Raw genomic sequence first — 23,785 nt, 5'->3', positions numbered from 1 at the left:
GACGAATCCCCTCTCAGGCGTGAGGGGTGGGGCGTGCCCGCGCCGGTGCCGGCCTCCCCCCACCGGGCGCACCACGCTCACAAGGCGTAGCGTCCCGAGCACACAAGGATCGACCATGGCGTCCAGCCTGATGAAGGACCCGGCCAGTACATCTGGATCCGCGAAGACCTTCTTCGGCCACCCCCGCGGCCTGGCCACTCTCTTCATGACCGAGATGTGGGAGCGCTTCAGCTTCTACGGCATGCGGGCCCTGCTTCCGCTCTACCTGGTCTCCAATTCCGGCCTGCACATGAACGCGGCCACGGCCACCGCGATCTACTCCATCTACATGGCGATGGTGTATCTGCTGGCCATGCCCGGCGGCTGGTTCGGCGACCGGGTCTGGGGGCCGCGCAAGACGGTCACCATCTCGGCCGCAGTCATCATGCTGGGCCACCTGACGCTCGCGCTGCCGGGCTCCGGCACCTTCTTCGCCGGTCTGGCGCTGGTCGCGCTCGGATCCGGTCTGCTGAAGGCCAACATCTCGACGATGGTCGGCCACCTCTACAACGGTCCGGACGACGCGCGTCGCGACGGTGGCTTCACCGTCTTCTACATGGGCATCAACCTCGGTGCCTTCGCCGCGCCGCTGATCATCGGCACGATCGGCGAGAAGGTGAACTGGCACCTCGGCTTCGCCATCGCCGCGGTCGGCATGGCGCTGGGCCTGACCCAGTTCCTGATCGGTACGCGCCACCTCAGCGAGCGCAGCAGCGTCGTCCCGAAGCCGCTGTCGGCCGAGGAGCGCCGTACGACCCTGCGCAAGGGCCTGTTGTGGCTGATAGTGGCCGTCGTCTTCTACGGCGTGCTCATCGCCACCGACGTCTACACACTGAACTGGGCGCTCGTCCCGATCACCGTCGCCGGTCTGCTCATTCCGGTCGCGGTGCTGGTGCGGATCAAGCGGGACCGGGACCTGTCGAAGACCGAGCAGTCGAAGATGTCCGGCTACATCTGGTTCTTCGTCGCCGCCGCCGTGTTCTGGATGATCTACGACCAGGGCGGCTCCACGCTGTCGCTCTTCGGTGAGTCCTCCACCACCAACAGCCTGTTCGGTGTGGACTTCCCGACCTCCTGGTACCAGTCGGTCAACCCGGTCTTCATCATGGCGCTGGCCCCGGTCGTCGCCTGGATATGGCTGGCGCTGAACCGGCGCGGCAAGGAGCCGAGCACGGTCGTCAAGTTCGGCTCGGGCCTCTTCCTGGTCGGTGTCTCCTTCCTCGTCTTCATGCTGCCGCTGACCATGACGACGGACGGCGACAAGGTCAGCCCGATGTGGCTGGTGTCGATCTACTTCCTGCAGACCGTGGGTGAGCTCTGCCTCTCCCCGGTCGGCCTGTCGGTCACCACGAAGATGGCGCCCGCGAAGTACGGCAGCCAGATGATGGGTGTCTGGTTCCTCGCGGTCACCGCGGGCGACTGCACCACCAGCCTGCTGTCGCTGGCGGGGGTCGATCTGAACAAGACCGGCATGGTGGGTCTGGAGGCGGCCCTCGCGATCGTCGCGGCGTTCGCGATCTGGATGTACCGCAAGAAGGTCACCCAGCTCATGGGCGACGTGCGCTGACGCGCTGAACGCGTACCGCCCGCACAGCTGAACACGTACCGCCCGTGCACAAGGGCCTCCGCACCGGTCGACGGTGCGGAGGCCCTTGTGCCGTTGTTACGGGAGCCGGCTCACCTGGTGCCGCGCAGCCTGCGCCACGGGGTGAAGGTGAACACGGCGCCGCCGAGCAGGATCGCCGTGCCCGCGACCAGGCCCAGGGCGCGCAGGGTGCCGTTGTCCTCGGCCCCGGTGGCGGCCAGTCCGCCGCCGGAGGCGGTGCCGCCGGCCGTCGAGCCGGAGGCGCCCGTGGAGCCCGTGGTGGCGGAGCCGGAGGCGCCGCCCTGCTGGGCGGTGGTGTCGAGCGCCAGCGACGGGGTCACCGAGCCCTTGACCTTGCACGGGATGTTGATCTTCGAGGCGCCCAGGGTGACGTCGATCGTCAGGGTGCCGGGGCTGAGCGTGGACTTGCCGGACGCGCCGGGCTTGTAGGTCCCGGTCATGTCGGAGAGATCGACCGGCTTGCCCTGCTCCAGCGGTTCGGCGTTGGCGGGTCCGGTGACCTTCACCGAACCCTTGTCGGCGCCGCCTATGGTGATGTCCATCGACGGCTTGAGCGCACCGGCCGGCAGTGCGGCCGGGCTGTCCATCACGCCCTTGGCCGTCTTGACCGTGAGGGCGTAGCTCCCGCCGCTCTTCTTGGCGTTGATCGTCACCTTGGAGGCGATGTCGGGCGGTCCCGGGGACGTACAGGTGAAGTGGACCGCGACCTCCTTGCCGGGGAAGTCGGTCTGTCCGCTGCCGCCGCCGGAGCCCGAGGTGGTACCACCCGCCGTCGTACCACCCGCCGTCGTACCGCCCGCGGTGGTGGAGCCCGAAGTGGTGCCGCCCGCGGTCGTGGAACCGGAGGTCGTACCGCCCGCGGTCGTGGAACCGGTCGTCGAGCCGCTCGTGGTCCCGCTCGTCGTACCGCCCGCGGCAGTGGATCCGCCGCCGTCCGTGACCTTGATGGTCGCGCCCGGCTGCACGGTCTCCTTCGGACTGCACTTGGTGTCCGTGGAGATCGGCTTGGAGACGTTGATGTTGTACGCGTCCGGCGTCAGCGTGATCTCACCGGCCTTCTCCAGCTTCAGCGTGCCCTTCATGTCGGGCAGCACCATGGCGCTGTTCTTGGGGATCGGCGGGTTCTGCCGCGGCCCTTCCATCTGCACGGTGCCCGTGGCGGCGCCGCCCACCTTGAGGGTGCCGGTCGGCTTGACCGTGTCCTTGTCCAGGTCGAGCACGTCGGGGTTCTTGGAAGCGGCCTCGACCGTCTTCCAGACCACCTCGACGGTGTCCCCGACCTTGGCCTCGGCGGGCGCGGTCAGCCGCACCACGGTGGTGCCCTGCACGGCCGGCAGCCCGGAGATGGGCGGCGGAATGCACTCCGTCCTGTACGAGACGTCGGCGGCCTGGGCCGGACTCGCGGCCAGCAGCATGCCCGCGCCGCCGAGCATCATCGCGACTCCCGCCGCGACGGTCCTGCGTTGCGTACTCACGAATGTCCCTTCGTCGTCGGTCTGTTCTCTGACGGTGCGGAATCGGGTGTGAACCACGGCAGTGCGGCCGTGGTGGTGGACGGGTCGTCGGTGGGCGCGGTCGCGGGGTCCGCGGCGCGCCCCGGTGCGCGGCGGCGCCTCGGGATCTTCGCGGCCTTCGCAGTTTTCGCGGCCTTCGCAGTCTTCGAGGTCTTCGCGGTGGCATCGGCCGGTCCCGGCGGGCGGTGGCGTCCGGCGCGGTCCGGGGCGCGCGAGGAGCGGGGCCGTACCTTGTCGACGATCGCCATGCCGATCCGGAACACGGCGGCCGGTACGACGAGGCACAGCAGGATCCAGAAGAGCGTGACGCCCCAGGGGCGTCCGACCCCCCACGGCTGTTCGGCCAGCACCTTGCCGCCATACCTGAGCGAGACCTGGTAGTCGCCGTGGGCGCCCGCCGTCAGTTCGACCGGCAGCTCGATCTGCGCCTTGCGGCCGGACCCTATGGTGCCGCGCCACTGCCGCTCCTCCCACTGCGGGGCGAAGACGCCGTGCGCGGTACCGACCTCGAAGACCGGGTCCTTGACGGGCGCGGAGCCCAGGTTGCCCACGGTGAAGACCAGGTGCCGGGCGGGCGAGGCACCGAACCAGGTGAGGATCCCGCTGTCGCCCTCCAGCCTCGTGGTGGCGAGCACCGCGAGCCTGCCGCCCCCGGACTCCTTCGGCAGCGGGGCGATCGGGTGGCCCGCGACGACGAACCCGGCGTCGGCGGCGGCCTGTTCCCCGGTGACGGTGGCGACATGCACCACGCAGGGGCAGGGCACGGGCGGTTCGGCGACCGGCATCTTCTTGCGGAAGGCGCCCTTGGCATCGGTCGTGACGGCCCGGCCCTCGGCGTTGGCGCAGGAGTTGGTGCCGCCGATCACGCCGCGGTCCGGCGCGGACCGTCCGCAGATCAGCATCATCAGCAGTGCCTTCGGGCGCCAGCCGCTGCCCTTCACGGTGATCTCACCGCCCTTGCCCGCCTGCTGTTTGGAGAGGGTGACCACGGGCTTCGCCTCCGCGGCCCGCGTGACCGCCGCTTCGGCTCCGGTCGCGGGGAGCATCGGCAGGGCGGGCAGCAGGGCCACGAGCAGCGCGACGAACAGCGCGACGGCCCACCGCCGGTGGCCGCTGCGGAGTGCTGCCGGTCCGGCCTGTCCAGTCACGATTCCGCTCCCGCCTTCGCCAAGTTCCTGCTCCCGGAGTGCTGCTGGTCGCCCGATGACCGTCCGGGCCGCTCCTCGTCGCCCGATGACCGTCCCGGCCGTTGTTCGTCGTCCGGCTGCCGGTCGCGCGACCGCCTGCGCCGGTACGCGTACGTCCCCGCCCCGGCGGCGGCCAGGACCAGCAGCGCGCCGGCGCTCAGCGGCGCCCACGGGACGAAGACCGCACGGGCCGTCGCCTCGCCGTGCGCGCCGCCCGCCGCCGTGACGCGCAGCCGTACGGTCGCCGAGTCGAGCGCGGGGACGTCCCGCCACGGCTCGGTGAGCCTGAGGCGCTGTCCGGGGCGCACCCGCACCGGCAGCGTGCGGGCCTCGCGCCGCAGCAGCGTCCCGAACACCCCGTCGGCGCGGACGGCGATCCGCGGGGCGAGGACCGCGTTGCCGCGGTTGACCAGCGTGTAGTGGATGGCCCGCCCGGACACGCTGACGTCCTCGACGGTGAGCGCGGCCAGCGTCGGCCCGCCGACCCGCAGCCGGACCGGTACGCCCACCGAGCGGTCGCCGCCGCGGACGACGATCGCGCCGGGGTGGTCGCCGGGCGTCGCGCCGGCCGGCACCGTGACGGTGAACGGCACGTCGGCCCGGGTGCGGGCCGGGACGGTCACCTCGGTGACGGCGGTCCGCAGCCAGCGCCCGGTCCCGGTCGCGCCGTCGCCCCCGGCGCGTGCGCCGGAGCCGCCGCTCCTCGCGTCGTCCGCGTCGGCGCCGCTCAGCCGCACGGTGACCGGGGACCGGCCGGGGTTGGTGACGGAGAGCCGGTCCTGCAGAACGGTGCCGGGCGGGCCCTCCAGATAGAAGTACGGTCTGCCGCCCGTGCCGGAACCGCTCACCGCGGGCCGCGCCGTCCACGAAGCGGCGCCCGGATGCGACGGAGGCGGCGTCGCGGCGCCGGCCACCGGTGTCATGACGAGGACGCACAGCAGTACGGCAAGGGCGAGTCGGGCGGCGAGACCGGTCGGCGACGGCATGGGCGGCTCCCTGGTGCGTGACGGCGGCGGCTGGGTCCGGCAGAACCGCCCTATCGGGCCGCGGCCCCCTGCCCGCGCCTGGTCAGCCAGAGCACCCCGGCCGCACCGGTCAGCAGCACCGTGCCGCCCAGCGTGCCGAGTGCCACGGCCGAGTCGAGCGGGCCGGTCTTCGGCAGCTGCCCGCCGCCGCCGTCCGGGGTGCTCTGCGGGTTGCCCGCGGCCGTCACATCGAGCTGGAGCGACGGTCCCGGGTTGTTGGAGGGGGTGCAGGTCGTGGTCGTACCGAGTGCCTTGATGGTGAGCACCCCTGCGGTGAAGTCGACCTTGCCGCTCTTCTTCGGGGTGTACGTACCCGACAGGTCACTGATCTTGATGGGGGTGTTGGCGGGTATCGCGGCGGAGTTCGGTGGGCCGGAGACCTGGACCTGGCCCGGGTCGGCACCACCCACCTTGATGACCGCGCTGGGGTTCATCGCCCCCTTGCCCAGTTCGACGGGGCTGGAGGAGACGCCCTTCTGGAAGGACATCGTGAGCCGGTAGCCACCGCCGCTCTTGACGCTCTTGATGTCGATGGGAGACACGGCGCTCTTGTCGCCGATCGGGGTCTTGCACTTGTAGTCGACGTCCACGACCGTGGCGTGGGCGGCGGGCGCGGCCATCAGCACCACCGTGCCCGCCAGCGCGGACGCCAGCGCGAGAGCTGTTCGCTTCTGGTAGGACACCTGAGTTCCCCTCATGCCGGAAGTCGCCGCACGCCGGTGCTGACCGACGCAAGTTACTGACGACACATCAGATCGGGCGCTCAAGGTACGCCCGGCGCCTTGTGGAGGGAAGACAAAGAGCGCGCCGATCCGGCGCGCTCTTCGGTGGTGCGAACGGCGGGGCGGTGCGCCCCTGAAGTACGGCCTGCGGCCTACGCCGGCGCGGCCAGCTCCGCCCAGACGGTTTTGCCGGACCGGCCGGGCACCCGCAGGACACCCCAGTCCAGGCAGAGCCGCTGCACGATGAACATGCCGTGCCCGCCGGGCCGTCCGGCCCGGTGCGGGGTACGCGGCGCGGGCTGCCCCGCGCCCGAGTCGACGACCTCCACCCGCAGCACCTTCGCCGTGCAGGCGATGCGCATCTCCTCGGGGCCGTCGGCATGCAGACAGGCGTTGGTGACCAGCTCGGAGACGACCAGCAGGACGTCCTCGGCGGCGGCCCGGCCGTCGGCGCTCGACGCGGGAAGCCAGCCCCATTCATGAAGCGCCTGGCGGGCGAAGTCGCGGGCGGTCGGCACGATGCCGCTGACCCCCCGCAGCGACAGGGTGCGCCACTGTCGCTCGGCCGGCTCGGGGGAGGCCGCGCCGGCGTCCGCGTCCACGCCTGCGCCCTGCGGCTCACGGCCGAGGTCGCCCGGCGGATGCTGCCGGGTGGTGCTCATCAGCGCTTCACCTCACCGATTCACCATGTCGCCATCGAACAGTTACAGATACAGAGTGTGCGGGTCGCCCACGGCTCCGCCGGATGTCTTCTGCCCGGCCGAATCATGACAACACCCACTTCGTCTACGCGGATCGCGTGACACCGGCAACACATGAGGCGCCCGGGGCCGCGATACGCGCCGCGGTCAGGTGTCCAGGGCCGCTTCGAGGGAGTCGTGGACGGTGAAGACCGCCTCGGCCCCGGTGATCTCGAAGACCCTCGCCACCACCGGCAGCATTCCGGCCAAATGGACCCCTCCCCCGGCCGCTTCCGCCTTCAGGCGGGCACCGAGCAGCACATTGAGCCCGGTGGAATCACAGAATTCGAGTCCCGAGCAGTCGACCACCAGGCGTACTCGCCCTTGCTCGACCGCGTGCTCCAGGGGCTCCCGCAACAGATCCGCCGTGTGGTGATCCAGCTCACCCACCGGCGTCACGACCTCGCTGCGCCCTTCGGTCCGGACCTCGACCTGAAGTCGACCCCGGTTCGCACTGCCGACCGTCCCGCGGTCCATGCCCGTCCCTCTTCGCCGTTCGTCACTGCCTGCGTCTCTGCGTGCGCAGATGCGTATGTGCTGCCTCTGACGTTCTTGAAACAGTACGCGGTCTGTGCGCCACGCGATACCCGAAGACCTCAACAAACCGGACATATAGCATCAATTGGCGCTTGTAACTGCCCGTCCGGACCGGGTAAGGGTAAGGGGACACCCAAAACACGACCGGCTTCGGAGGCGCCGCTTCACCGCAGGAACACGTATGGGCATCGGCAGCCATATGCCGAGAACGATGGAGGAGACCATGTCACCCCGGCTCGACGGACCGCGTCCCCACAACGCGACGTCAGCATGTCCTCAGGGACTGACCCACTCAGACTCCCCTGCCGCGAGCGCCGAGAACGGCACCCGCAGCAGCACCAGCACCACCAGCACCATCAGTGACACCAGCACCAGCACCAGCAGCGACACCGGCGACGCGAGCGGCACCGGCCGCATCGGTGGCTTCGACCGCGTCGGCGCCGACGACCACGGCGTGAGCGACGGTCTCGAAGGACTTCCCGAGATCCCGCCTTTCGACGAGGTGGGCCCGCTGGACGCCAGGGCGTTGTCGAAGACGCTCTTCGAACGGCTCGGATCCCTCGAAGAGGGCACCCACGAGTACTCGTACGTCCGCAATACGCTCGTCGAGCTGAACCTGGCCCTGGTCAGGTTCGCCGCCTCCCGGTTCCGCTCCCGCAGCGAACCGATGGAGGACATCGTCCAGGTCGGCACCATCGGCCTGATCAAGGCGATCGACCGTTTCGAGCTCAGTCGTGGCGTGGAGTTCCCCACGTTCGCGATGCCGACCATCGTCGGCGAGATAAAGCGCTTCTTCCGCGACACCAGCTGGTCCGTGCGCGTCCCGCGCCGGCTGCAGGAGCTGCGGCTCGACCTGGCCAAGGCGGGCGACGAGCTCGCCCAGCAACTGGACCGATCGCCCACTGTGGGCGAGCTCGCCGACCGCCTCGGCATCACCCACGACGAGGTTGTCGAGGGCATGGCCGCGAGCAACGCGTACACCGCGAGCTCGCTGGACGCCAAGCCCGAGGAGGACGAGCACGAAAGCGCGCTGGCGGACCGTATCGGCTACGAGGACCACGGGCTCGAAGGCATCGAGTACGTCGAGTCCCTGAAGCCGCTGATCGCCGCGTTGCCGCGCCGCGACCGCACGATCCTCTCGCTCCGGTTCGTCGCCAACATGACGCAGTCGGAGATCGGCGAGGAGCTGGGCATCTCCCAGATGCATGTGTCGCGGCTGCTCTCCCGCACGCTGGTCAAGCTGCGCAAGGGCCTGACCCTGGAGGAGTGAACGGGCGTGCGTCGCCCGCTCGTTCAGCATCCGAGCGGCGCACCGCGAAAACGTGCGGAAGGACCCGCCCCGGCAAAGGGGCGGGTCCTTCCGCACGTTTGACACCGCGTCACGAGTGCCGGGTGAGCCTCAGACGGCGCGTTCGCCGCGCCGCCAGACCGCGTGGACCAGCGGAACGCCCGGCCGGTAGGCGAGGTGGACATGGCTGGGCGCGTCGAGGAGCACCAGGTCGGCGCGGGCGCCGGGGGCGATGCGGCCGATGTCGGTACGGCGCAGGGCCGCGGCGCCGCCCGCGGTGGCGGACCAGAGGGCCTCGTCCGGCGTCATGCCCATGTCGCGTACGGCGAGGGCGATGCAGAAGGGCATGGAGGACGTGAACGACGAGCCCGGGTTGCAGTCGGTCGAGAGCGCGACAGTGGCGCCCGCGTCGAGGATGCGGCGGGCGTCGGGCCAGGTCGCGCGGGTGGAGAACTCGGCGCCGGGGAGCAGGGTGGCGACGGTGCTGCCCTGGGCCAGGGCGTCGACGTCGGCGTCGGTGAGGTGGGTGCAGTGGTCGGCGGACGCGGCGTCGAGTTCGACGGCGAGCTGGACGCCGGGGCCGTGTCCCAGCTGGTTGGCGTGGACGCGGGGGTGCAGGCCCTTCGCCATGCCCGCGGTCAGGATCGTGCGGGCCTGGTCGCCGTCGAAGGCGCCCTTCTCGCAGAAGACGTCGATCCAACGGGCGTACGGGGCGCAGGCGTCGAGCATCGCTCCGGTGACCAGGTCGACGTAGCCGGCCGGGTCGTCGGCGTAGTCCGGGGAGACGATGTGGGCGCCGAGGTAGGTGACCTCCTCGGTGTGCTGGGCGGCGATGCGCAGGGCGCGGGCCTCGTCCTCGACGGTGAGGCCGTAGCCGGACTTGGTCTCGAAGGTGGTGGTGCCCTGGCGCAGCGCCTCGGCGAGGTAGCGGGCGACGTTGGCGGCGAGCTCTTCGTCGGTGGCGGCGCGGGTGGCGGCGACCGTGGTCCTGATGCCGCCCGCGCTGTAGGCGCGGCCGGACATCCGGGCGTTGAACTCCTCGGTGCGGTCGCCCGCGAACACCAGGTGGGAGTGGGAGTCGACGAAGCCGGGGATCATCGCCCGGCCGCCCGCGTCGACGGCGTTGTCGGTGGCGGGTGCTTTGCTTGATTCACCGGTCCAGACGACCCGGTCGCCCTCGATGACGACGGCCGCGTCCTGGATGGAGCCCAGGGGGGAATCCGCGCGCAGGGAGGGGTCGTTGGTGACCAGGCTGGCGATGTTGGTGATGGCGGTCGTCGTCATCGGGGGGCTGCTCTCCTTGCGGGGGTCCGGTCTCAGCCGTGCAGGGCGGCGACGGCCGAGGCGAGTGCTGCGGGTACGTCCTCGACGAGTGCGTGCCGCCCGTCGCGGACGATGTGCCGGCCTGCCACGACCGTGTGCCGCACATCGGCCGCGGAGGCGGCGAATACGACCGCTTCGGCGGCAAGTCTGGGCACCGGTCCCGCTGTTCTGACGGAATCCAGGGCGACGGTCGCCAGATCGGCGGGCGCACCGGGTTCGATGATGCCCGCCTCGGGCCGGCCGAGCGCCGCGTGTCCGTCGACGGTCGCGGCGCGCAGCAGGGCGGCCGCCGTCCAGTGACCGCGCGCCCGGGTGCGCAGGCGCTCGTCGAGCTCCATCGCGCGGGCCTCTTCGAAGAGGTCGATCACGGCGTGGCTGTCGCTGCCGAGGGAGAGCGGCGAGCCGGCGCGCTGGAGGGCGACGGCGGGGCCGATTCCGTCGGCGAGGTCGCGTTCCGTGGTGGGGCACATGCAGGTGCCGGTCGCCGAGGAGCCGAGGAGCGCGATGTCCTCGGCGGTGAGGTGGGTGTTGTGGATACCGGTGGTGCGCGGGCCGAGGACACCGTGGTCGGCGAGGAGCCGGGTGGGTGTGCAGCCGTGGGCGGCGAGGCAGGCGTCGTTCTCCGCGGTCTGCTCGGAGAGGTGGACATGGAGCGGGGCCTGCCGCTCCTCGGCCCAGGCGGCCACGGTGGCGAGCTGAGCGGCGGGCACGGCGCGCACGGAGTGGACGGCCGCGCCGATCAGGGCGTGGTCGCCGCCCTTGAGGAGGGAGGCGCGTTCGGCCCAGGCGTCCGCGGTGGTGTCGGAGAAGCGCAGCTGGTGCCGGTCGGGCTGCTGGTACTGGGTGGGGCGCTTGCCGAATCCGGCGGAGAGGTAGGCGGTGTCCAGCAGCGTGATCCGGATGCCGGCCTCGCCCGCCGCCGCGATCAGGGCCTCGCCCATCGCGTTCGGGTTGTCGTACGGGGTGCCGCCCGGCGCATGGTGCAGATAGTGGAATTCGCCGACCGCGGTGATGCCCGCCAGCGCCATCTCGGCGTACACGGCACGGGCCAGGTCGTAGTACGAGTCGGGGGTGAGCCGGGAGGCGACCTGGTACATGGTCTCGCGCCAGGTCCAGAAGGTGCCGGAGCCGACCTGGACGGTGGAGCGCAGGGCGCGGTGGAAGGCGTGCGAATGGGTGTTGGCGAGCCCGGGAACGGTGAGCCCGCGCAGCACGGTGGCGCCCGGCGGCGGGGTGGCGACGCCGGTGCGGACGCCCGCGATCAGCCCTTCGGAGACGTCCAGGGCGACGCCCGGCTCGACATGGGTGCCGAGCCAGGCGTGGGACAACCAGTACGTCACGGTGGCGGACCTGCCCGTCGGTTGCGTTGTCAGCTGCACGCGAGACCTTCCAGTACGTCGGCGAGTGCGATCACCCCGGCCACGCAGTCGTCCTCGCCCGCGTGCTCGGCCGGAGAGTGCGAGATCCCGGTGGGGTTCCGTACGAACAGCATGGCGGTAGGGACCGAAGCGGACAAAATACCCGCGTCGTGTCCGGCGCCGGTGCCCAGGACGGGTACCGCCCGGTCGGCGCCACCGCCGTCCCGGCCGTCCCGGCCCGCGAGGATCTTGCCGAGCTCGTCGCGCAGGGCGTGCTCGAACTCGACGACGGGCGTGAAGGACTCCCGTACGACATCGAGGTCGATCCCGGCCCGCTCGGCGTGCTCCCTGGCGGCCCGTTCGACGCCGCCGACCACGGCGTCGAGGGACGCCTGGTCGGCGGCGCGGGAGTCGAGCCAGCCGCGGACGAGGGAGGGGATGGCGTTGACCCCGTTCGGCTCGACGGCGATCTTGCCGAAGGTGGCGAGGGCGCCGGCGAGTTCCGCCTCGCGGCGGGCGGCCAGCACGGTCTCGGCGTACGTGAGCATCGGGTCGCGCCGGTCGGCGAGACGGGTGGTGCCCGCGTGGTTGGCCTCGCCCCGGAAGTCGAACCTCCAGCGTCCGTGCGGCCAGATCGCGGAGGCGATGCCGACCGGGTCGCCGGTGAGGTCGAGGGCGCGCCCCTGCTCGACATGGAGCTCGACGAACGCGCCGATGCGGGCGAGCCGTTCGGGGTCCGGGCCGATGGCGTCGGGGTCGTACCCGGCCGCCTCCATGGCCTGCGGCAGCGTGGTGCCGTCGCCGTCGCGGAGCCGGTGCGCCGCCTCGGCGGTCAGCTGTCCGGCGGCGAGCCGGGAGCCCACACAGGCGAGCCCGAAGCGGGCCCCCTCCTCGTCACCGAAGTTGCTGATGGCCAGCGGCCGGGTGAACGTCGCCCCCCTGCCGCGGAGTTCGTCGAGCGCGGCGAAGGAGGAGACCACGCCGAGCGGCCCGTCGAAGGCACCGCCGTCCGGAACGGAGTCGAGATGCGATCCGGCGACGACGGCGTCCCCGGCCAGGGGGTCGCCGAGCCAGGCCCACTGGTTGCCGTTGCGGTCGACCTCGTAGGTGAGCCCGCGCGCCTCGGCCTGCGCCCGGAACCAGGCACGGCAGTCGGCGTCGGCCCCGGTCCAGGCGTAGCGGCGGTAGCCCCCGCTGTCCTGATGCCGGCCGACCGGCAGGAGCTCCCGCCACATGGCCTGGAACGACGACGAGCCGCCTCCGGAGACGGCGCCGGCCCCGGTGCCGCCGCCGACCGTGCCCTCGGCCCCGTTCGCGGTCCCGCTCCCGGACGGAAGGCTCACTGTTCGCCCTCTGCCATCGGCACGCGCACGCCCTTGTCCGCGGCGACCGACTCCGCGATGTCGTACCCGGCGTCGACGTGCCGGATGACGCCCATGCCCGGGTCGTTGGTGAGCACCCGGCGGATCTTCTCGCCCGCCAGCTTCGTGCCGTCGGCGACGGTCACCTGCCCGGCGTGGATGGAGCGCCCCATGCCGACGCCGCCGCCGTGGTGGATGGAGACCCAGGAGGCCCCGGAGGCCACGTTGACCATGGCGTTCAGCAGCGGCCAGTCGGCAATCGCGTCGGACCCGTCGAGCATGGCCTCGGTCTCCCGGTACGGGGAGGCCACGGAGCCGCAGTCGAGGTGGTCGCGCCCGATGGCCAGCGGCGCGGCCAGCTCACCGCTCGCCACCATGTCGTTGAACCGCTCACCGGCCCGGTCGCGCTCGCCGTAACCGAGCCAGCAGATCCGGGCGGGCAGCCCCTGGAAGTGGACGCGTTCGCCGGCCATCTTGATCCAGCGGTGCAGCGACTCGTTCTCGGGGAAGAGTTCGAGCATCGCCTTGTCGGTCTTGTGGATGTCCGACGCCTCGCCGGAGAGCGCGGCCCAGCGGAACGGGCCCTTGCCCTCGCAGAAGAGCGGCCGGATGTAGGCGGGCACGAAGCCCGGGAAGTCGAAGGCCCGGTCGTAGCCCGCGAGCTGGGCCTCGCCGCGGATGGAGTTGCCGTAGTCGAACACCTCGGCCCCGGCGTCCATGAAGCCGACCATCGCCTCGACGTGCTTGGCCATCGACTCCCGTGCGCGCTGCGTGAAGTCGGCGGGCTTCTCGGTGGCGTACGAGGCCATGTCGTCGAAGTCGACCCCGAGCGGGAGGTACGCCAGCGGGTCGTGCGCACTGGTCTGGTCGGTGACGATGTCGATCGGGGCGCCCTCGGCGAGCATCCGCGGCAGCAGCTCCGCCGCGTTGCCCAGCAGACCGATGGAGAGCGGCCTGCGGGCGTCCCGCGCCTCGGTGGCCAGCTGGAGCGCGTGTTCCAGGGAGTCGGCGCGCACGTCCAGGTAGCGGTGCTCGATCCGGCGCTCGATGGCGCGCGGGTCGCAGTCGATGCAGATCGCGACGCCGTCGTTCATCGTCACGGCGAGCGGCTGGGCGCCGCCCATGCCGCCGAGCCCGGCGGTCAGGGTGATCGTGCCGGCCAGCGTCCCGTTGAACTTCTTCGCCGCGACGGCGGCGAACGTCTCGTAGGTGCCCTGCAGGATGCCCTGCGTGCCGATGTAGATCCACGATCCGGCGGTCATCTGGCCGTACATCGTGAGCCCCAGCGCCTCCAGGCGGCGGAACTCCTCCCAGTTCGCCCAGTCGCCGACCAGGTTGGAGTTGGCGATCAGGACGCGCGGCGCCCACTCGTGCGTCTGCATGACGCCGACCGGACGGCCGGACTGGACGAGCATCGTCTCGTCCTGCTTGAGCGTCCGCAGCGTGCGCACCATCGCGTCGAAGGAGCGCCAGTCACGGGCCGCCTTGCCGGTGCCGCCGTAGACGACGAGCTTGTCGGGGTGCTCGGCGACCTCGGGGTCGAGGTTGTTCTGCAGCATGCGCAGGGCGGCCTCCTGCTGCCACCCCAGGGCGCTCAGTTCCGTACCGCGCGGTGCCCGTACGGGGCGGGGTCCTGACATGGCGGTGCCTCCTCGCGACTGTAAGTCTTCTATTCACATCCTGATGGTCTGAATACTCGTAGTCAACAGTCCCGCACCGTCGCACGGGAGCAACATCCGCGCCCGCCCCGCGCACAGGCCGCCCCGACGCCCCCGTCGCGCGCCCTCCGCGCACTCCCGTACGCCTCCGGCATGTGCCCGTGGAAAGTACCGAACCCTCTCCGGGAACAGGCACGTTGCGTAGCCTCGTGGTCACACCGCACACCGAGCCGGGAGGGACGACCGCGTGCCCGCGGCCGCTCCGCCGCGCCGGCTCAGAGACCTATGGGAGGCCCCTGTGATCCGAGCACTCAGACTGCGCGCCGGGACGAAGCAGCCGATGGAGCCCGCGGCCGAAACGCAGGAAGTCCTGGCCGAACTCCAACGATTACGGACCGCGATCCCGCTCCTGTCCGGCTCCCTGGTCGCCGGTACCGACGGATACGTCCTGGCCCATGACACCCCGGGGGTCGAGCCCGAGAGTCTCGCCGCGCTGACCGCGACCGCGCTCGGCGTCGCGGTCCGGATGGCGGAGGCGACCGGGCGGGGCGACTTCGGTGAACTTCTCGTACGGGGCGAGTCCGGCTGCATCGCCTCGTACCCCGCAGGCTCCTCGGCCGTTCTCACCCTGCTCGCCGAGGACCCCATCGACGTCGACGCGCTCCATTTCGAGGGCCGCCGGGCGAGTGCCCTCATCGGCGAGCTGATCGACGCCGCAGCGCACCGCGCCACCTGTCCGGCTCCCTCGGTCCCCTCTCCCCGGCAGCTGCCCCCGCAGTCCGGCCCGCTGCCGCCCCGCACCTGACCGCCGGAGCCCCCACGGGCGGATTCAGCGCCTGCGCCGCGCCCCTCCAGGCGCGGCGTCCCCCGCCATCGGTCCGGTCGTCCGATACCCCTTGACCTGCTTGCCCGCGGGCCGCCCGCGCTCCACCCAGTCGGTCCGCACCCAGTACAGGGCGTCGTCCCGGTGCTCGCGCCGCCCGATCCGGACGGCCTTGATCCAGAGCCCGGCGCCCACCCCGGCGAGCACCATCCCGCCGGCCCCGGGCAGCAGGAACGCGCTCGCCACCGCCACGAGAAACGCCCCGAACAGCCACCACCGGCGCCCCCGACGCCAGTTGCGTACGGTCACGGCGCGGTCCTGGAGGAAGTCGGACCGCCCGGCACGCGTGGCGCCCCCGGCCAGCTCCGCGTACCTGCGGCTCCGGACGAGTGCCACGACGGCCGCGGTGATCAGGAACAGCGCGGCCCCGGACAGCAGGCCGATCCGGCGCCCGGTGAGCCCCGGCACCAGCGCGCCGATCCCCGTGGCCAGCAGCCCCGGCCACCACATCGGTGCGGCTCCGGCCCGTACGATCACGGCCACTCTCGCCAACGACTGCGCTCCGCGCCCCACGTCCGTACCCCTCTCCGCAGCTCCTCGTGAGCCTTTCCGGCCCGGAGATTAGTGGCCGTAGATGAGCGGTGCCTGAGAATCGGCGAAGTCCGGGAGCCGACGGGCCCGCCGAAACCCCGCCGCCCCCGGCGCACGGTCCCCGTCCGTCACTCCACGAACAGTCCCCGCGCCGCCGCCCTCGCGTCGAACTCCTCCAGCCGCGCCTGTGCGTCGGGCAGGTCGTCGCACATCGCCTCCAGCAGCACCCGCCCCAGCAGCATGGGCGCACACGCCGTGTCGAAGGCCAGCCCGGTGCCGACGGCGGCCGGGATCAGCAGATCGCTGTACTTGGCGACGGGCGCGAACGCGGAGTCCGCCACCGACACCACGGCCATCCCCTGCTCCTGCGCGTACGCGAGGGCGTCCACCACCTCCTTCGGGTGCCGGGGCAGCGCGAAGCAGATCAACGCGGAAGCGCCCGCCCGCCGGGCGGCGTCGATCCGGTCGCGCAGCATGCTGCCGCCCTCGTCGAGCACCCGGACATCGGGGTGGACCTTGGCCGCGAAGTACCCGAAGCCCCGCGCCTGCGAGGAGGCGGCCCGCAGCCCGAGCACCGGCAGCGGCCGCGAGGCCGCCAGCAGCCTGCCCGCCCGCTCGACCGGCCCGGGGTCGGCGAGCAGCTCCGCCAGGTGCCGCAGATTCTCGATCTCGCCGAGCACCGCCTGCTGGTACTCGTTGTACGCGTCGTCCCCGCCCGCCGGCTCGGGCTCGGCGGGGGCGACCTCCCGCAGGTGCTTGCGGAGCGCCGGATAGCCGTCGAAGCCGAGCGCCACGGCGAAGCGGGTGACGGACGGCTGACTGACCCCGGCGAGCTCGGCCAGCTCCACGCTCGACAGGAACGGGACGTCCCCGGCCCTGCGCACCATCGAGTGCGCGATGCGCCGCTGGGTGGGTGTGAGCCGGCGCCCCTCGAAGAGCTGCTGCAACCGCGTGGCCGGGCTGCTCCCGCTCATGCTGTCCCCTCGGTAGATCCGGCGCACCGCGATCCGGCGCCGACAAATCCATTCAGCCAGCAAGCCGTCTGCATGTCCATATGCAGCCGGGGCGATGTCCCTGTGCGCCCGGGGCGATGTCCCCGTGCAACCGGGGCGATGTCCCCGTCCGGCCTGGGCGATGATCCCGTGCGGCCGGGGCGCGGGGGAAAGAGGGGGGGTAGCCCCACTGCCCGCGGCGGTCGCGATTCGTACCGTGAAGGATATGAAAACCCGTGACCCCGAGCTCCAGAACGAGCTCGATGCCGCCCTGCATGCCCGTAGTGAGCTGGGTTCGGAGTACGAGCCCGCGCTCGTCGAGTCTTTTCTGGAGAAGGTCGAGCAGCGGCTCGACAGCACGCTCGACCGTCGCGTCCGGCGCCATCTCGCCGAACAGCGGGTGAGCGTCGCCAGGGGTGCACACCAGCCGCAGCCCCTGGGGAACTTCGGCGAGCGCTACGGCTTCGGGATCATCTCGCTGATCCTGGCCGTCCCGCTGTCGGCGATCGGCGCCTCGACCGCCCACACCGGGGGCCTGGTCGTCGCCTGGCTCGGGATCGTCGCGGTCAACGCCGTGCACGCCGCCCGCAACTGGACGTGGTTCTCCCGCCGTCCCGAACGTGCGGACTCCGACTGGGAGGACTGACGGCCGGGGGCCGCGGTGCGGCCACCAGGAACGACGCGGCCCCGGGAGCGCACGGCACTACGCCTGGCGGGTGGGCTGCACGATCAGCTGGCGCAGGTTGATGTGGCGTGCCCGGCTGGTGGCGTAGGCGATCAGATCGGCGATCTCGTCGCTGGAGAGCCCGCCGAGCGCACCGAACATGTCGTCGAGCTGCCCGCTCAGCTCGGCGTTGTCGACGTGGCCGGCCAGCTCCGTGTCGGTGAGGCCCGGCTCGATGTTCGTGACCCGGACGTCGCGCGGCCCGAACTCGGTGCGCAGCGACGCCGACAGGTACGTCAGCGCGGCCTTCGTCGCCCCGTACACCGCGTAGTTGGGGAACGTGATGTGCGCGCCGATGGACGAGATGTTCACCAGGTCCGCGGTGCGGCCCTCGGCGGCCACCGCCACCAGGTCGGCCGTGAAGGCCCGGATGATCCGCAGGGCGCCCGTCACATTGGTGTCGATCATCCGCTGCCACTCGTCGGTCCGGCCCGCGTCCACCGGGTTCGGCAGCATCACACCGGCCGCGTTGACCACCAGGTCCACCTGACCGAAGGTGCGGTGCACCAGCTCGGCCGCGGCATCCACCGACGCCTGGTCGGTGACGTCGGTGACCACGACGAGTGCCTCGCCGCCCGCCGCCCCGATCGCGGCGGCCAGCTCCTCCAGCCGCTCCGCGCGCCGGGCCAGCAGGGCGACCCTGACCCCCTGGGCGGCGAGCAGCCGGGCGGTCGCGCTGCCCATGCCGCTGGCGGCTCCGGTGATGACGGCGGTGCGGCCTGCGAGGGTCTTGTACGACATGTCCGTGCTCCTTGAGCCGTTGCGCGACCGGAGTGTTTCCCCGGCCCGACTCCACTCTGCGTGGCCGCCCGGGGCCCAGCCAGGGCGACGCTGTTCCTGGGTCTGCCAGTACCAGGCTCGGTGTCCGCCCTTTCTTCTACGATCGACGCCATGGACGCTGACCTCGGTGATTTCCTCCGCTCCCGGCGGGCCCGCATCCAGCCCGAGGACGTGGGGCTGCAGGCGTACGGGCGCCGTCGCGTACCCGGACTCCGGCGCGAGGAGGTCGCCCAGCTCGCGGGGGTGAGCGTCGACTACTACATCCGGCTGGAGCAGGGGCGCGGCCCGAGCGTCTCGGACGCGGTGCTCGACGCGATAGCCCGGGTGCTGCGGCTGGACGAGACGGAGCACACGTACCTGCGCACCGTGGCACGCCCGAAGTCGCGTGCCTCCGCTCCGGCCTCCTCCCAGCGGGTCCGCCCCGGTCTGCGCCTGGTGCTGGACTCGCTCACCGCGGCCCCGGCGTTCGTCCTGGGCCGCCGGATGGACGTGCTGGCCTGGAACGCGCTGGGGGACGCCGTCGTCGGCTTCTCCCGGATGCCCGTCGCCGAGCGCAACATGCCGCGCCAGGTGTTCCTGGAACCGGCGGCGCGGAAGCTGTACCCGGACTGGGCCGCGGTGGCGGCGGAGACGGTGGCGTATCTGCGCCTGGACGCGGGCCTGCATTCCGATGACAAGCGACTGGCCACACTGGTCGGCGAGCTGTCGCTGAAGAGCGACGACTTCCGCCGGCTGTGGGCGGACCATCAGGTGAAGTCGAAGACCTACGGGGTCAAGCGCATCGACCACCCGGTCGCGGGCGAGCTCGTGCTCCCGTACGAGACGCTGGGCGCGGCCGGCGATCCCGACCAGTGCCTGGTGGTCTACACGCCGGAGCCCGGCAGCGAGACCGCCGAACGCGTCGCGCTGCTGGCGAGCTGGGCGGCCGCACCGGCACCGACCGGCTGAGGCGTCCGCACGCCCACGGACCCGCGGGTCCACAGGGTCCCCGACATGAGTGTGCCGCGGGGACCGCCGCACCCCCGGTTGCCCAGGGGGCGGGACGACGGCGGTCCCCGCGAGGGACACGGTCCGGGTCAGGGCCGGTCACCGCGTCCTGGCGACGATGGAGGTCCGGGAGCCGCTCCGTAGTCCGTGTCGCCGTATCGGGTGCCGGCGGGTCTCCCCGCCGGCACCCATCAATCTGCCGGACTCGTGTTAAGCCGGTGCTGCGCGGACGTGTCGCGCTCGTACCGTTTTCGCGAAGCCCGGACCCACGGGGCGCTACGCCTTGCCGGCCGTCGCGTCCTTGGCGAGGAACGCCAGCAGGTCCTGCCGGCTGACCACGCCCTTCGGCTTGCCCTCCACCAGCACGATCGCCGCGTCCGCCGTGTTCGTACCGCCGAGCACCGCCATCAGGTCCTCGACCGGTTCGCCGGAGCCGACCTGCGGCAGCGGCGGCGACATGTGCTTCTCCAGCGGGTCGGAGAGCGAGGCGTGCTGGGCGAACAGCGCGTTCAGCAGTTCCCGCTCCACCACCGAACCGATGACCTCGGCGGCCATCACGTCCGGGTGGCCCGCGCCCGGCTTCACGATCGGCATCTGCGAGACGCCGTACTCGCGCAGGACGTCGATCGCCTCGCCGACGGTCTCCTCGGGGTGCATGTGGACGAGCGTGGGGATCGGGCCGTCCTTGTAGTCGAGCACGTCGGCGACGCGCGCGGACGGGCCGGTGTCCTCCAGGAAGCCGTAGTCGGCCATCCACTCGTCGTTGAAGATCTTGCTCAGGTAGCCGCGACCGCTGTCGGGCAGCAGGACGACGACCACGTCGTCCGGGCCCAGGCGCTTGGCGACCTCCAGGGCGCCGACCACCGCCATGCCGCAGGAGCCGCCGACCAGCAGGCCCTCCTCCTTGGCGAGACGGCGGGTCATCTGGAAGGAGTCCTTGTCGGACACGGCGACGATCTCGTCCGTGACCGTACGGTCGTAGGCGCTCGGCCAGAAGTCCTCGCCGACGCCCTCGACGAGGTAGGGACGCCCGGAGCCGCCGGAGTAGACCGAGCCCTCCGGGTCGGCCCCGATCACCTTCACCGAGCCGCCGCTGGCCTCCTTCAGATAGCGGCCGGTGCCGCTGATCGTGCCGCCGGTGCCGACGCCCGCGACGAAGTGGGTGATCTTCCCGTCCGTCTGCTCCCACAGCTCGGGACCGGTGGTCTCGTAGTGGGAACGCGGGTTGTTGGGGTTGGAGTACTGGTCGGGCTTCCAGGCTCCCGGTGTCTCGCGGACCAGCCGGTCGGAGACGTTGTAGTACGAGTCGGGGTGCTCGGGGTCAACGGCCGTCGGGCAGACGACGACCTCGGCACCGTAGGCGCGCAGCACATTGATCTTGTCCGTGGACACCTTGTCCGGGCAGACGAAGATGCACTTGTACCCCTTCTGCTGGGCGACGATCGCCAGGCCGACGCCCGTGTTGCCACTGGTCGGCTCGACGATCGTGCCGCCGGGCTGCAGTTCGCCGCTCTGTTCGGCGGCCTCGATCATGCGCAGGGCGATGCGGTCCTTGACCGAACCGCCGGGGTTGAAGTACTCGACCTTGGCCAGGACCGTCGCCTGGATGCCGGCCGTCACACTGCGCAGCCTCACCAGCGGGGTATTGCCTACGAGACTGATCATCGAATCGTGGAATTGCACCGTGTACTCCGGGGTCTCCGAGATGGTGCGGCAAGGGTATGCGTACGGGCACGAGATTGGGCGAAGCGATTGAACGACGGCCACTGCGGGGCAGTTAGCTGTATGTACGGCGGTACGGCAACGAGGAGGTGGACCGGACTGTGTCAAGGGCAAGGGTGGCACGGCGGATCGCAGCGGGCGCGGCCTACGGCGGGGGCAGCATCGGGCTGCTCGGTGCTGCGGCGGCAGGCGTACTGCTGGCGGAGGTCCATCTGGCGAAACGGCAGGTGGGCGGCGGAATCGCACCGGTTCCGCCGAGCGCGGACGGGCGGTACGGGGTGGCGTTCGCCGGCCCCTCGGACCCGTTGCGGCTGGGGTTGCTGGGCGACTCGACGGCGGCCGGGCAGGGGGTGCGCCGGGCCGGGCAGACCCCGGGGGCGCTGCTCGCCTCGGGGCTCGCCGCGGTGTCCGAACGGCCGGTGGATCTGCGCAATGTGGCGCAGCCGGGTGCCCGGTCGGACGATCTGGAGCGGCAGGTCTCGCTGCTGCTCGCCGACACCTCCCGTACGCCCGACGTCTGCGTGATCATGATCGGCGCGAACGATGTGACGCACCGGATGCCGGCCACCCAGTCGGTGCGCTGCCTGACCACCGCCGTGCGCAGGCTGCGCACGGCGGGCGCGGAGGTCGTGGTCGGCACCTGCCCGGACCTGGGCACGATCGAGCCGGTCTATCAGCCGCTGCGCTGGATGGCCCGGCGGGTGAGCCGGCAGCTGGCGGCGGCCCAGACGATCGGCTCGGTGGAGCAGGGCGGGCGCACGGTGTCGCTGGGCGATCTGCTCGGGCCGGAGTTCGAGGCGAATCCGCGGGAGCTGTTCGGGCCGGACAACTACCACCCGTCGGCGGAGGGGTACGCCACGGCGGCGATGGCGGTGCTGCCCACGCTCTGCGCGGTGCTGGGGCTGTGGCCGGAGTCCGACCGGCTGGACGGGGCCCGGCGCGAGGACATGCTGCCGGTGGCCAAGGCGGCCTCCCAGGCGGCCAGGGAGGCCGGTACGGAGGTCACGGGGGCGCGGGCGCCCTGGGCACTCCTCAAGCACCGCAGGCGGCGGCGTCTGCCCGCGGCCACGGAGCCCCACCCGCACCCGGAGCCGCACGGGGAGACGCGAAGGACCGAGGAAACCAAGGAGAGAACCGCAGAGACCAGGAAGAGTGGGGAGACAGGAGCGACGGAGGAGACTGGAGAGACGGGGGAGTCGCACGGGGAGCCGCGCAATCTCCCGGCCAATTGATCGACCCGCGCAGTCGGCGAGCAGTCTCCGCGTACCCTGCGAGCAGTCGGACTGAGCGGTCGCTTAGAAAAGAGGTCGGCGTCACATGCGCTGCCCGGTGACCCGGCGCCTACGTACAGGTAACTTCCAAGTCAGCACCTGCCAGAACCCGCCTTCCAGCCCTCATGGAGCCGCGTGATGCCCGAAGCCGTGATCGTCTCTGCAGCCCGTTCCCCCATCGGCCGGGCCTTCAAGGGCTCGCTGAAGGACCTGCGCGCGGACGACCTGACCGCCACGATCATCCAGACCGCGCTGGCGAAGGTGCCCGAGCTGGACCCGAAGGACATCGACGACCTGATGCTCGGCTGCGGCCTCCCGGGCGGCGAGCAGGGCAACAACCTGGGCCGCATCATCGCCGTACAGATGGGCATGGACCACCTTCCCGGCTGTACGGTCACCCGCTACTGCTCCTCCTCGCTCCAGACCAGCCGGATGGCACTGCACGCCATCAAGGCCGGTGAGGGCGATGTCTTCATCTCGGCCGGTGTCGAAATGGTGTCCCGCTTCTCGAAGGGCAACTCCGACAGCTGGCCGGACACCCACAACCCGCTGTTCGCCGACGCCGAGGCCCGCACCGCGGCCCGCGCCGAGCAGGGCGGCGACGACTGGCACGACCCGCGCGAGGACGGCCTGGTCCCGGACGCGTACATCGCGATGGGGCAGACCGCGGAGAACCTGGCCCGGCTCAAGGGCGTCACCCGCCAGGACATGGACGAGTTCGGCGTCCGCTCGCAGAACCTCGCCGAGGAAGCCCTCAAGAACGGCTTCTGGGAGCGCGAGATCACCCCGGTCACCACCCCGGACGGCACGGTCGTCTCGAAGGACGACGGTCCGCGCGCGGGCGTCACCCTGGAGGGCGTGCAGGGCCTGAAGCCGGTCTTCCGCCCCGACGGCCTGGTCACCGCGGGCAACTGCTGCCCGCTCAACGACGGCGCCGCCGCCCTCGTGATCATGTCCGACACCAAGGCGCGCGAGCTGGGCCTGACCCCGCTGGCCCGGATCGTCTCGACCGGCGTCTCGGGCCTCTCCCCCGAGATCATGGGATACGGGCCGGTGGAGGCCAGCAAGCAGGCGCTGAAGCGGGCCGGGCTGACCGTCGACGACATCGACCTGGCCGAGATCAACGAGGCGTTCGCCGCCCAGGTGATCCCCTCCTACCGCGACCTCGGCCTGCCGCTGGAGAAGGTCAACGTCAACGGCGGCGCAATCGCCGTCGGCCACCCCTTCGGCATGACCGGCGCCCGGATCACCGGCACGCTGATCAACAGCCTGCAGTTCCACGACAAGCAGTTCGGCCTGGAGACCATGTGCGTGGGCGGCGGCCAGGGCATGGCGATGGTCATCGAGCGGCTGAGCTGAGCCGAACCGGGCCTGACATAGCCGTCAGCGGGCCCACGCCCCCCACGGTGGCCGGTTCCGAGCCCCGACCGTGACCGAATCTCCCCCAGGATGTGACCTATCTCCTGGGGGAGAGACATTTCCGCAGGTCACACCCGCATCAGGGTTAAACCCCGGGCCCAAAGACCTGTCCAATTCG

The 23,785-nt window shown here is 71.6% G+C and carries 21 protein-coding genes; 7 read left to right on the top strand and 14 right to left on the bottom strand.

The window, feature by feature from the left end:
* The first annotated feature begins 115 nt into the window (after nt 1–115).
* Nucleotides 116–1,606, top strand: coding sequence for a peptide MFS transporter (locus ACFV8T_RS20365; protein WP_385329146.1), 1,491 nt, complete (start codon nt 116–118; stop codon nt 1,604–1,606).
* Between the two features lie 110 nt (nt 1,607–1,716).
* Here ACFV8T_RS20365 and ACFV8T_RS20360 read toward each other — a convergent pair whose 3' ends face one another.
* The 6 genes from ACFV8T_RS20360 to ACFV8T_RS20335 all read right to left on the bottom strand — a co-directional run bounded on the left by ACFV8T_RS20360 (nt 1,717) and on the right by ACFV8T_RS20335 (nt 7,310).
* Nucleotides 1,717–3,078 (bottom strand): hypothetical protein, encoded by a 1,362-nt coding sequence (locus ACFV8T_RS20360; RefSeq protein ID WP_385329269.1) that lies wholly within the window; start codon nt 3,076–3,078, stop codon nt 1,717–1,719.
* A 38-nt stretch (nt 3,079–3,116) separates the two neighbouring features.
* Nucleotides 3,117–4,307 carry a hypothetical protein gene (locus tag ACFV8T_RS20355; protein ID WP_385329144.1) on the bottom strand — a complete coding sequence of 397 codons (1,191 nt, stop codon included), beginning with the start codon at nt 4,305–4,307 and terminating at the stop codon, nt 3,117–3,119.
* Entirely contained in the window at nt 4,304–5,332 is a 1,029-nt protein-coding gene (locus ACFV8T_RS20350) for a hypothetical protein (protein ID WP_385329143.1), read from the bottom strand. The genes ACFV8T_RS20355 and ACFV8T_RS20350 overlap by 4 nt, the downstream gene beginning before the upstream one ends.
* Nucleotides 5,333–5,382: 50 nt before the next feature.
* Nucleotides 5,383–6,054, bottom strand: a complete 672-nt coding sequence (locus ACFV8T_RS20345) for a peptidase (RefSeq protein WP_385329266.1) — start codon at nt 6,052–6,054, stop codon at nt 5,383–5,385.
* A gap of 191 nt (nt 6,055–6,245) precedes the next feature.
* Nucleotides 6,246–6,755: an ATP-binding protein gene (locus tag ACFV8T_RS20340; protein WP_385329142.1), complete on the bottom strand. Its 510-nt coding sequence runs from the start codon at nt 6,753–6,755 to the stop codon at nt 6,246–6,248.
* A 186-nt stretch (nt 6,756–6,941) separates the two neighbouring features.
* The gene (locus ACFV8T_RS20335; protein ID WP_259930729.1) at nt 6,942–7,310 is read right to left on the bottom strand and encodes an STAS domain-containing protein; all 369 of its coding nucleotides are present in this window, start codon (nt 7,308–7,310) and stop codon (nt 6,942–6,944) included.
* Between the two features lie 283 nt (nt 7,311–7,593).
* Here ACFV8T_RS20335 and ACFV8T_RS20330 point away from each other — a divergent pair, with 283 nt between their 5' ends.
* Complete coding sequence (locus tag ACFV8T_RS20330; protein WP_385329263.1) at nt 7,594–8,640, top strand: RNA polymerase sigma factor SigF; 1,047 nt, start codon at nt 7,594–7,596, stop codon at nt 8,638–8,640.
* Nucleotides 8,641–8,769: 129 nt separating this feature from the next.
* On the opposite strand, the gene hutI is transcribed toward ACFV8T_RS20330, so the two are convergent.
* The 4 genes from hutI to hutU all read right to left on the bottom strand — a co-directional run bounded on the left by hutI (nt 8,770) and on the right by hutU (nt 14,340).
* Nucleotides 8,770–9,942, bottom strand: coding sequence for an imidazolonepropionase (gene hutI, locus ACFV8T_RS20325; protein ID WP_385329140.1), 1,173 nt, complete (start codon nt 9,940–9,942; stop codon nt 8,770–8,772).
* Between the two features lie 32 nt (nt 9,943–9,974).
* Nucleotides 9,975–11,360 carry a formimidoylglutamate deiminase gene (locus tag ACFV8T_RS20320; protein ID WP_385329139.1) on the bottom strand — a complete coding sequence of 462 codons (1,386 nt, stop codon included), beginning with the start codon at nt 11,358–11,360 and terminating at the stop codon, nt 9,975–9,977.
* Nucleotides 11,351–12,574 carry an allantoate amidohydrolase gene (locus ACFV8T_RS20315; protein ID WP_385329261.1) on the bottom strand — a complete coding sequence of 408 codons (1,224 nt, stop codon included), beginning with the start codon at nt 12,572–12,574 and terminating at the stop codon, nt 11,351–11,353. Before ACFV8T_RS20315 ends, ACFV8T_RS20320 begins: the two co-directional genes overlap by 10 nt.
* Before the next feature lie 104 nt (nt 12,575–12,678).
* The gene (hutU, locus tag ACFV8T_RS20310) at nt 12,679–14,340 is read right to left on the bottom strand and encodes a urocanate hydratase (RefSeq protein WP_266418388.1); all 1,662 of its coding nucleotides are present in this window, start codon (nt 14,338–14,340) and stop codon (nt 12,679–12,681) included.
* Between the two features lie 358 nt (nt 14,341–14,698).
* On the opposite strand from hutU, the gene ACFV8T_RS20305 reads away from it, so the two are divergent.
* Nucleotides 14,699–15,163, top strand: coding sequence for a roadblock/LC7 domain-containing protein (locus ACFV8T_RS20305; RefSeq protein ID WP_385329258.1), 465 nt, complete (start codon nt 14,699–14,701; stop codon nt 15,161–15,163).
* 24 nt (nt 15,164–15,187) lie between these two features.
* On the opposite strand, the gene ACFV8T_RS20300 is transcribed toward ACFV8T_RS20305, so the two are convergent.
* A complete protein-coding gene (locus ACFV8T_RS20300) occupies nt 15,188–15,724 on the bottom strand; it encodes a hypothetical protein (protein WP_385329255.1) in 537 nt (178 codons plus the stop codon).
* Nucleotides 15,725–15,900: 176 nt separating this feature from the next.
* Entirely contained in the window at nt 15,901–16,746 is an 846-nt protein-coding gene (locus ACFV8T_RS20295) for a MurR/RpiR family transcriptional regulator (protein WP_385329137.1), read from the bottom strand.
* 244 nt (nt 16,747–16,990) lie between these two features.
* Here ACFV8T_RS20295 and ACFV8T_RS20290 point away from each other — a divergent pair, with 244 nt between their 5' ends.
* Nucleotides 16,991–17,410 (top strand): hypothetical protein, encoded by a 420-nt coding sequence (locus ACFV8T_RS20290; RefSeq protein ID WP_385329135.1) that lies wholly within the window; start codon nt 16,991–16,993, stop codon nt 17,408–17,410.
* A gap of 57 nt (nt 17,411–17,467) precedes the next feature.
* On the opposite strand, the gene ACFV8T_RS20285 is transcribed toward ACFV8T_RS20290, so the two are convergent.
* Entirely contained in the window at nt 17,468–18,229 is a 762-nt protein-coding gene (locus ACFV8T_RS20285; protein WP_385329133.1) for an SDR family oxidoreductase, read from the bottom strand.
* 150 nt (nt 18,230–18,379) lie between these two features.
* On the opposite strand from ACFV8T_RS20285, the gene ACFV8T_RS20280 reads away from it, so the two are divergent.
* Nucleotides 18,380–19,216, top strand: a complete 837-nt coding sequence (locus ACFV8T_RS20280; RefSeq protein WP_385329132.1) for a helix-turn-helix transcriptional regulator — start codon at nt 18,380–18,382, stop codon at nt 19,214–19,216.
* A gap of 315 nt (nt 19,217–19,531) precedes the next feature.
* On the opposite strand, the gene ACFV8T_RS20275 is transcribed toward ACFV8T_RS20280, so the two are convergent.
* Complete coding sequence (locus ACFV8T_RS20275) at nt 19,532–20,938, bottom strand: cystathionine beta-synthase (protein ID WP_385329130.1); 1,407 nt, start codon at nt 20,936–20,938, stop codon at nt 19,532–19,534.
* Nucleotides 20,939–21,093: 155 nt separating this feature from the next.
* Between ACFV8T_RS20275 and ACFV8T_RS20270 the strand changes: the two genes are divergently transcribed.
* Both ACFV8T_RS20270 and ACFV8T_RS20265 read left to right on the top strand, forming a co-directional pair.
* The gene (locus ACFV8T_RS20270) at nt 21,094–22,209 is read left to right on the top strand and encodes an SGNH/GDSL hydrolase family protein (protein WP_385329253.1); all 1,116 of its coding nucleotides are present in this window, start codon (nt 21,094–21,096) and stop codon (nt 22,207–22,209) included.
* 177 nt (nt 22,210–22,386) lie between these two features.
* On the top strand, nt 22,387–23,607 hold the full coding sequence (locus tag ACFV8T_RS20265; RefSeq protein ID WP_385329129.1) for an acetyl-CoA C-acetyltransferase: 1,221 nt from the start codon (nt 22,387–22,389) through the stop codon (nt 23,605–23,607).
* Nucleotides 23,608–23,785: the final 178 nt, after the last annotated feature.

The organism is Streptomyces sp. NPDC059832 (assembly GCF_042731715.1).
In the GTDB taxonomy this organism is placed as follows: Bacteria; Actinomycetota; Actinomycetes; order Streptomycetales; family Streptomycetaceae; genus Streptomyces.
This window is presented reverse-complemented; position numbering and strand designations above follow the sequence as displayed.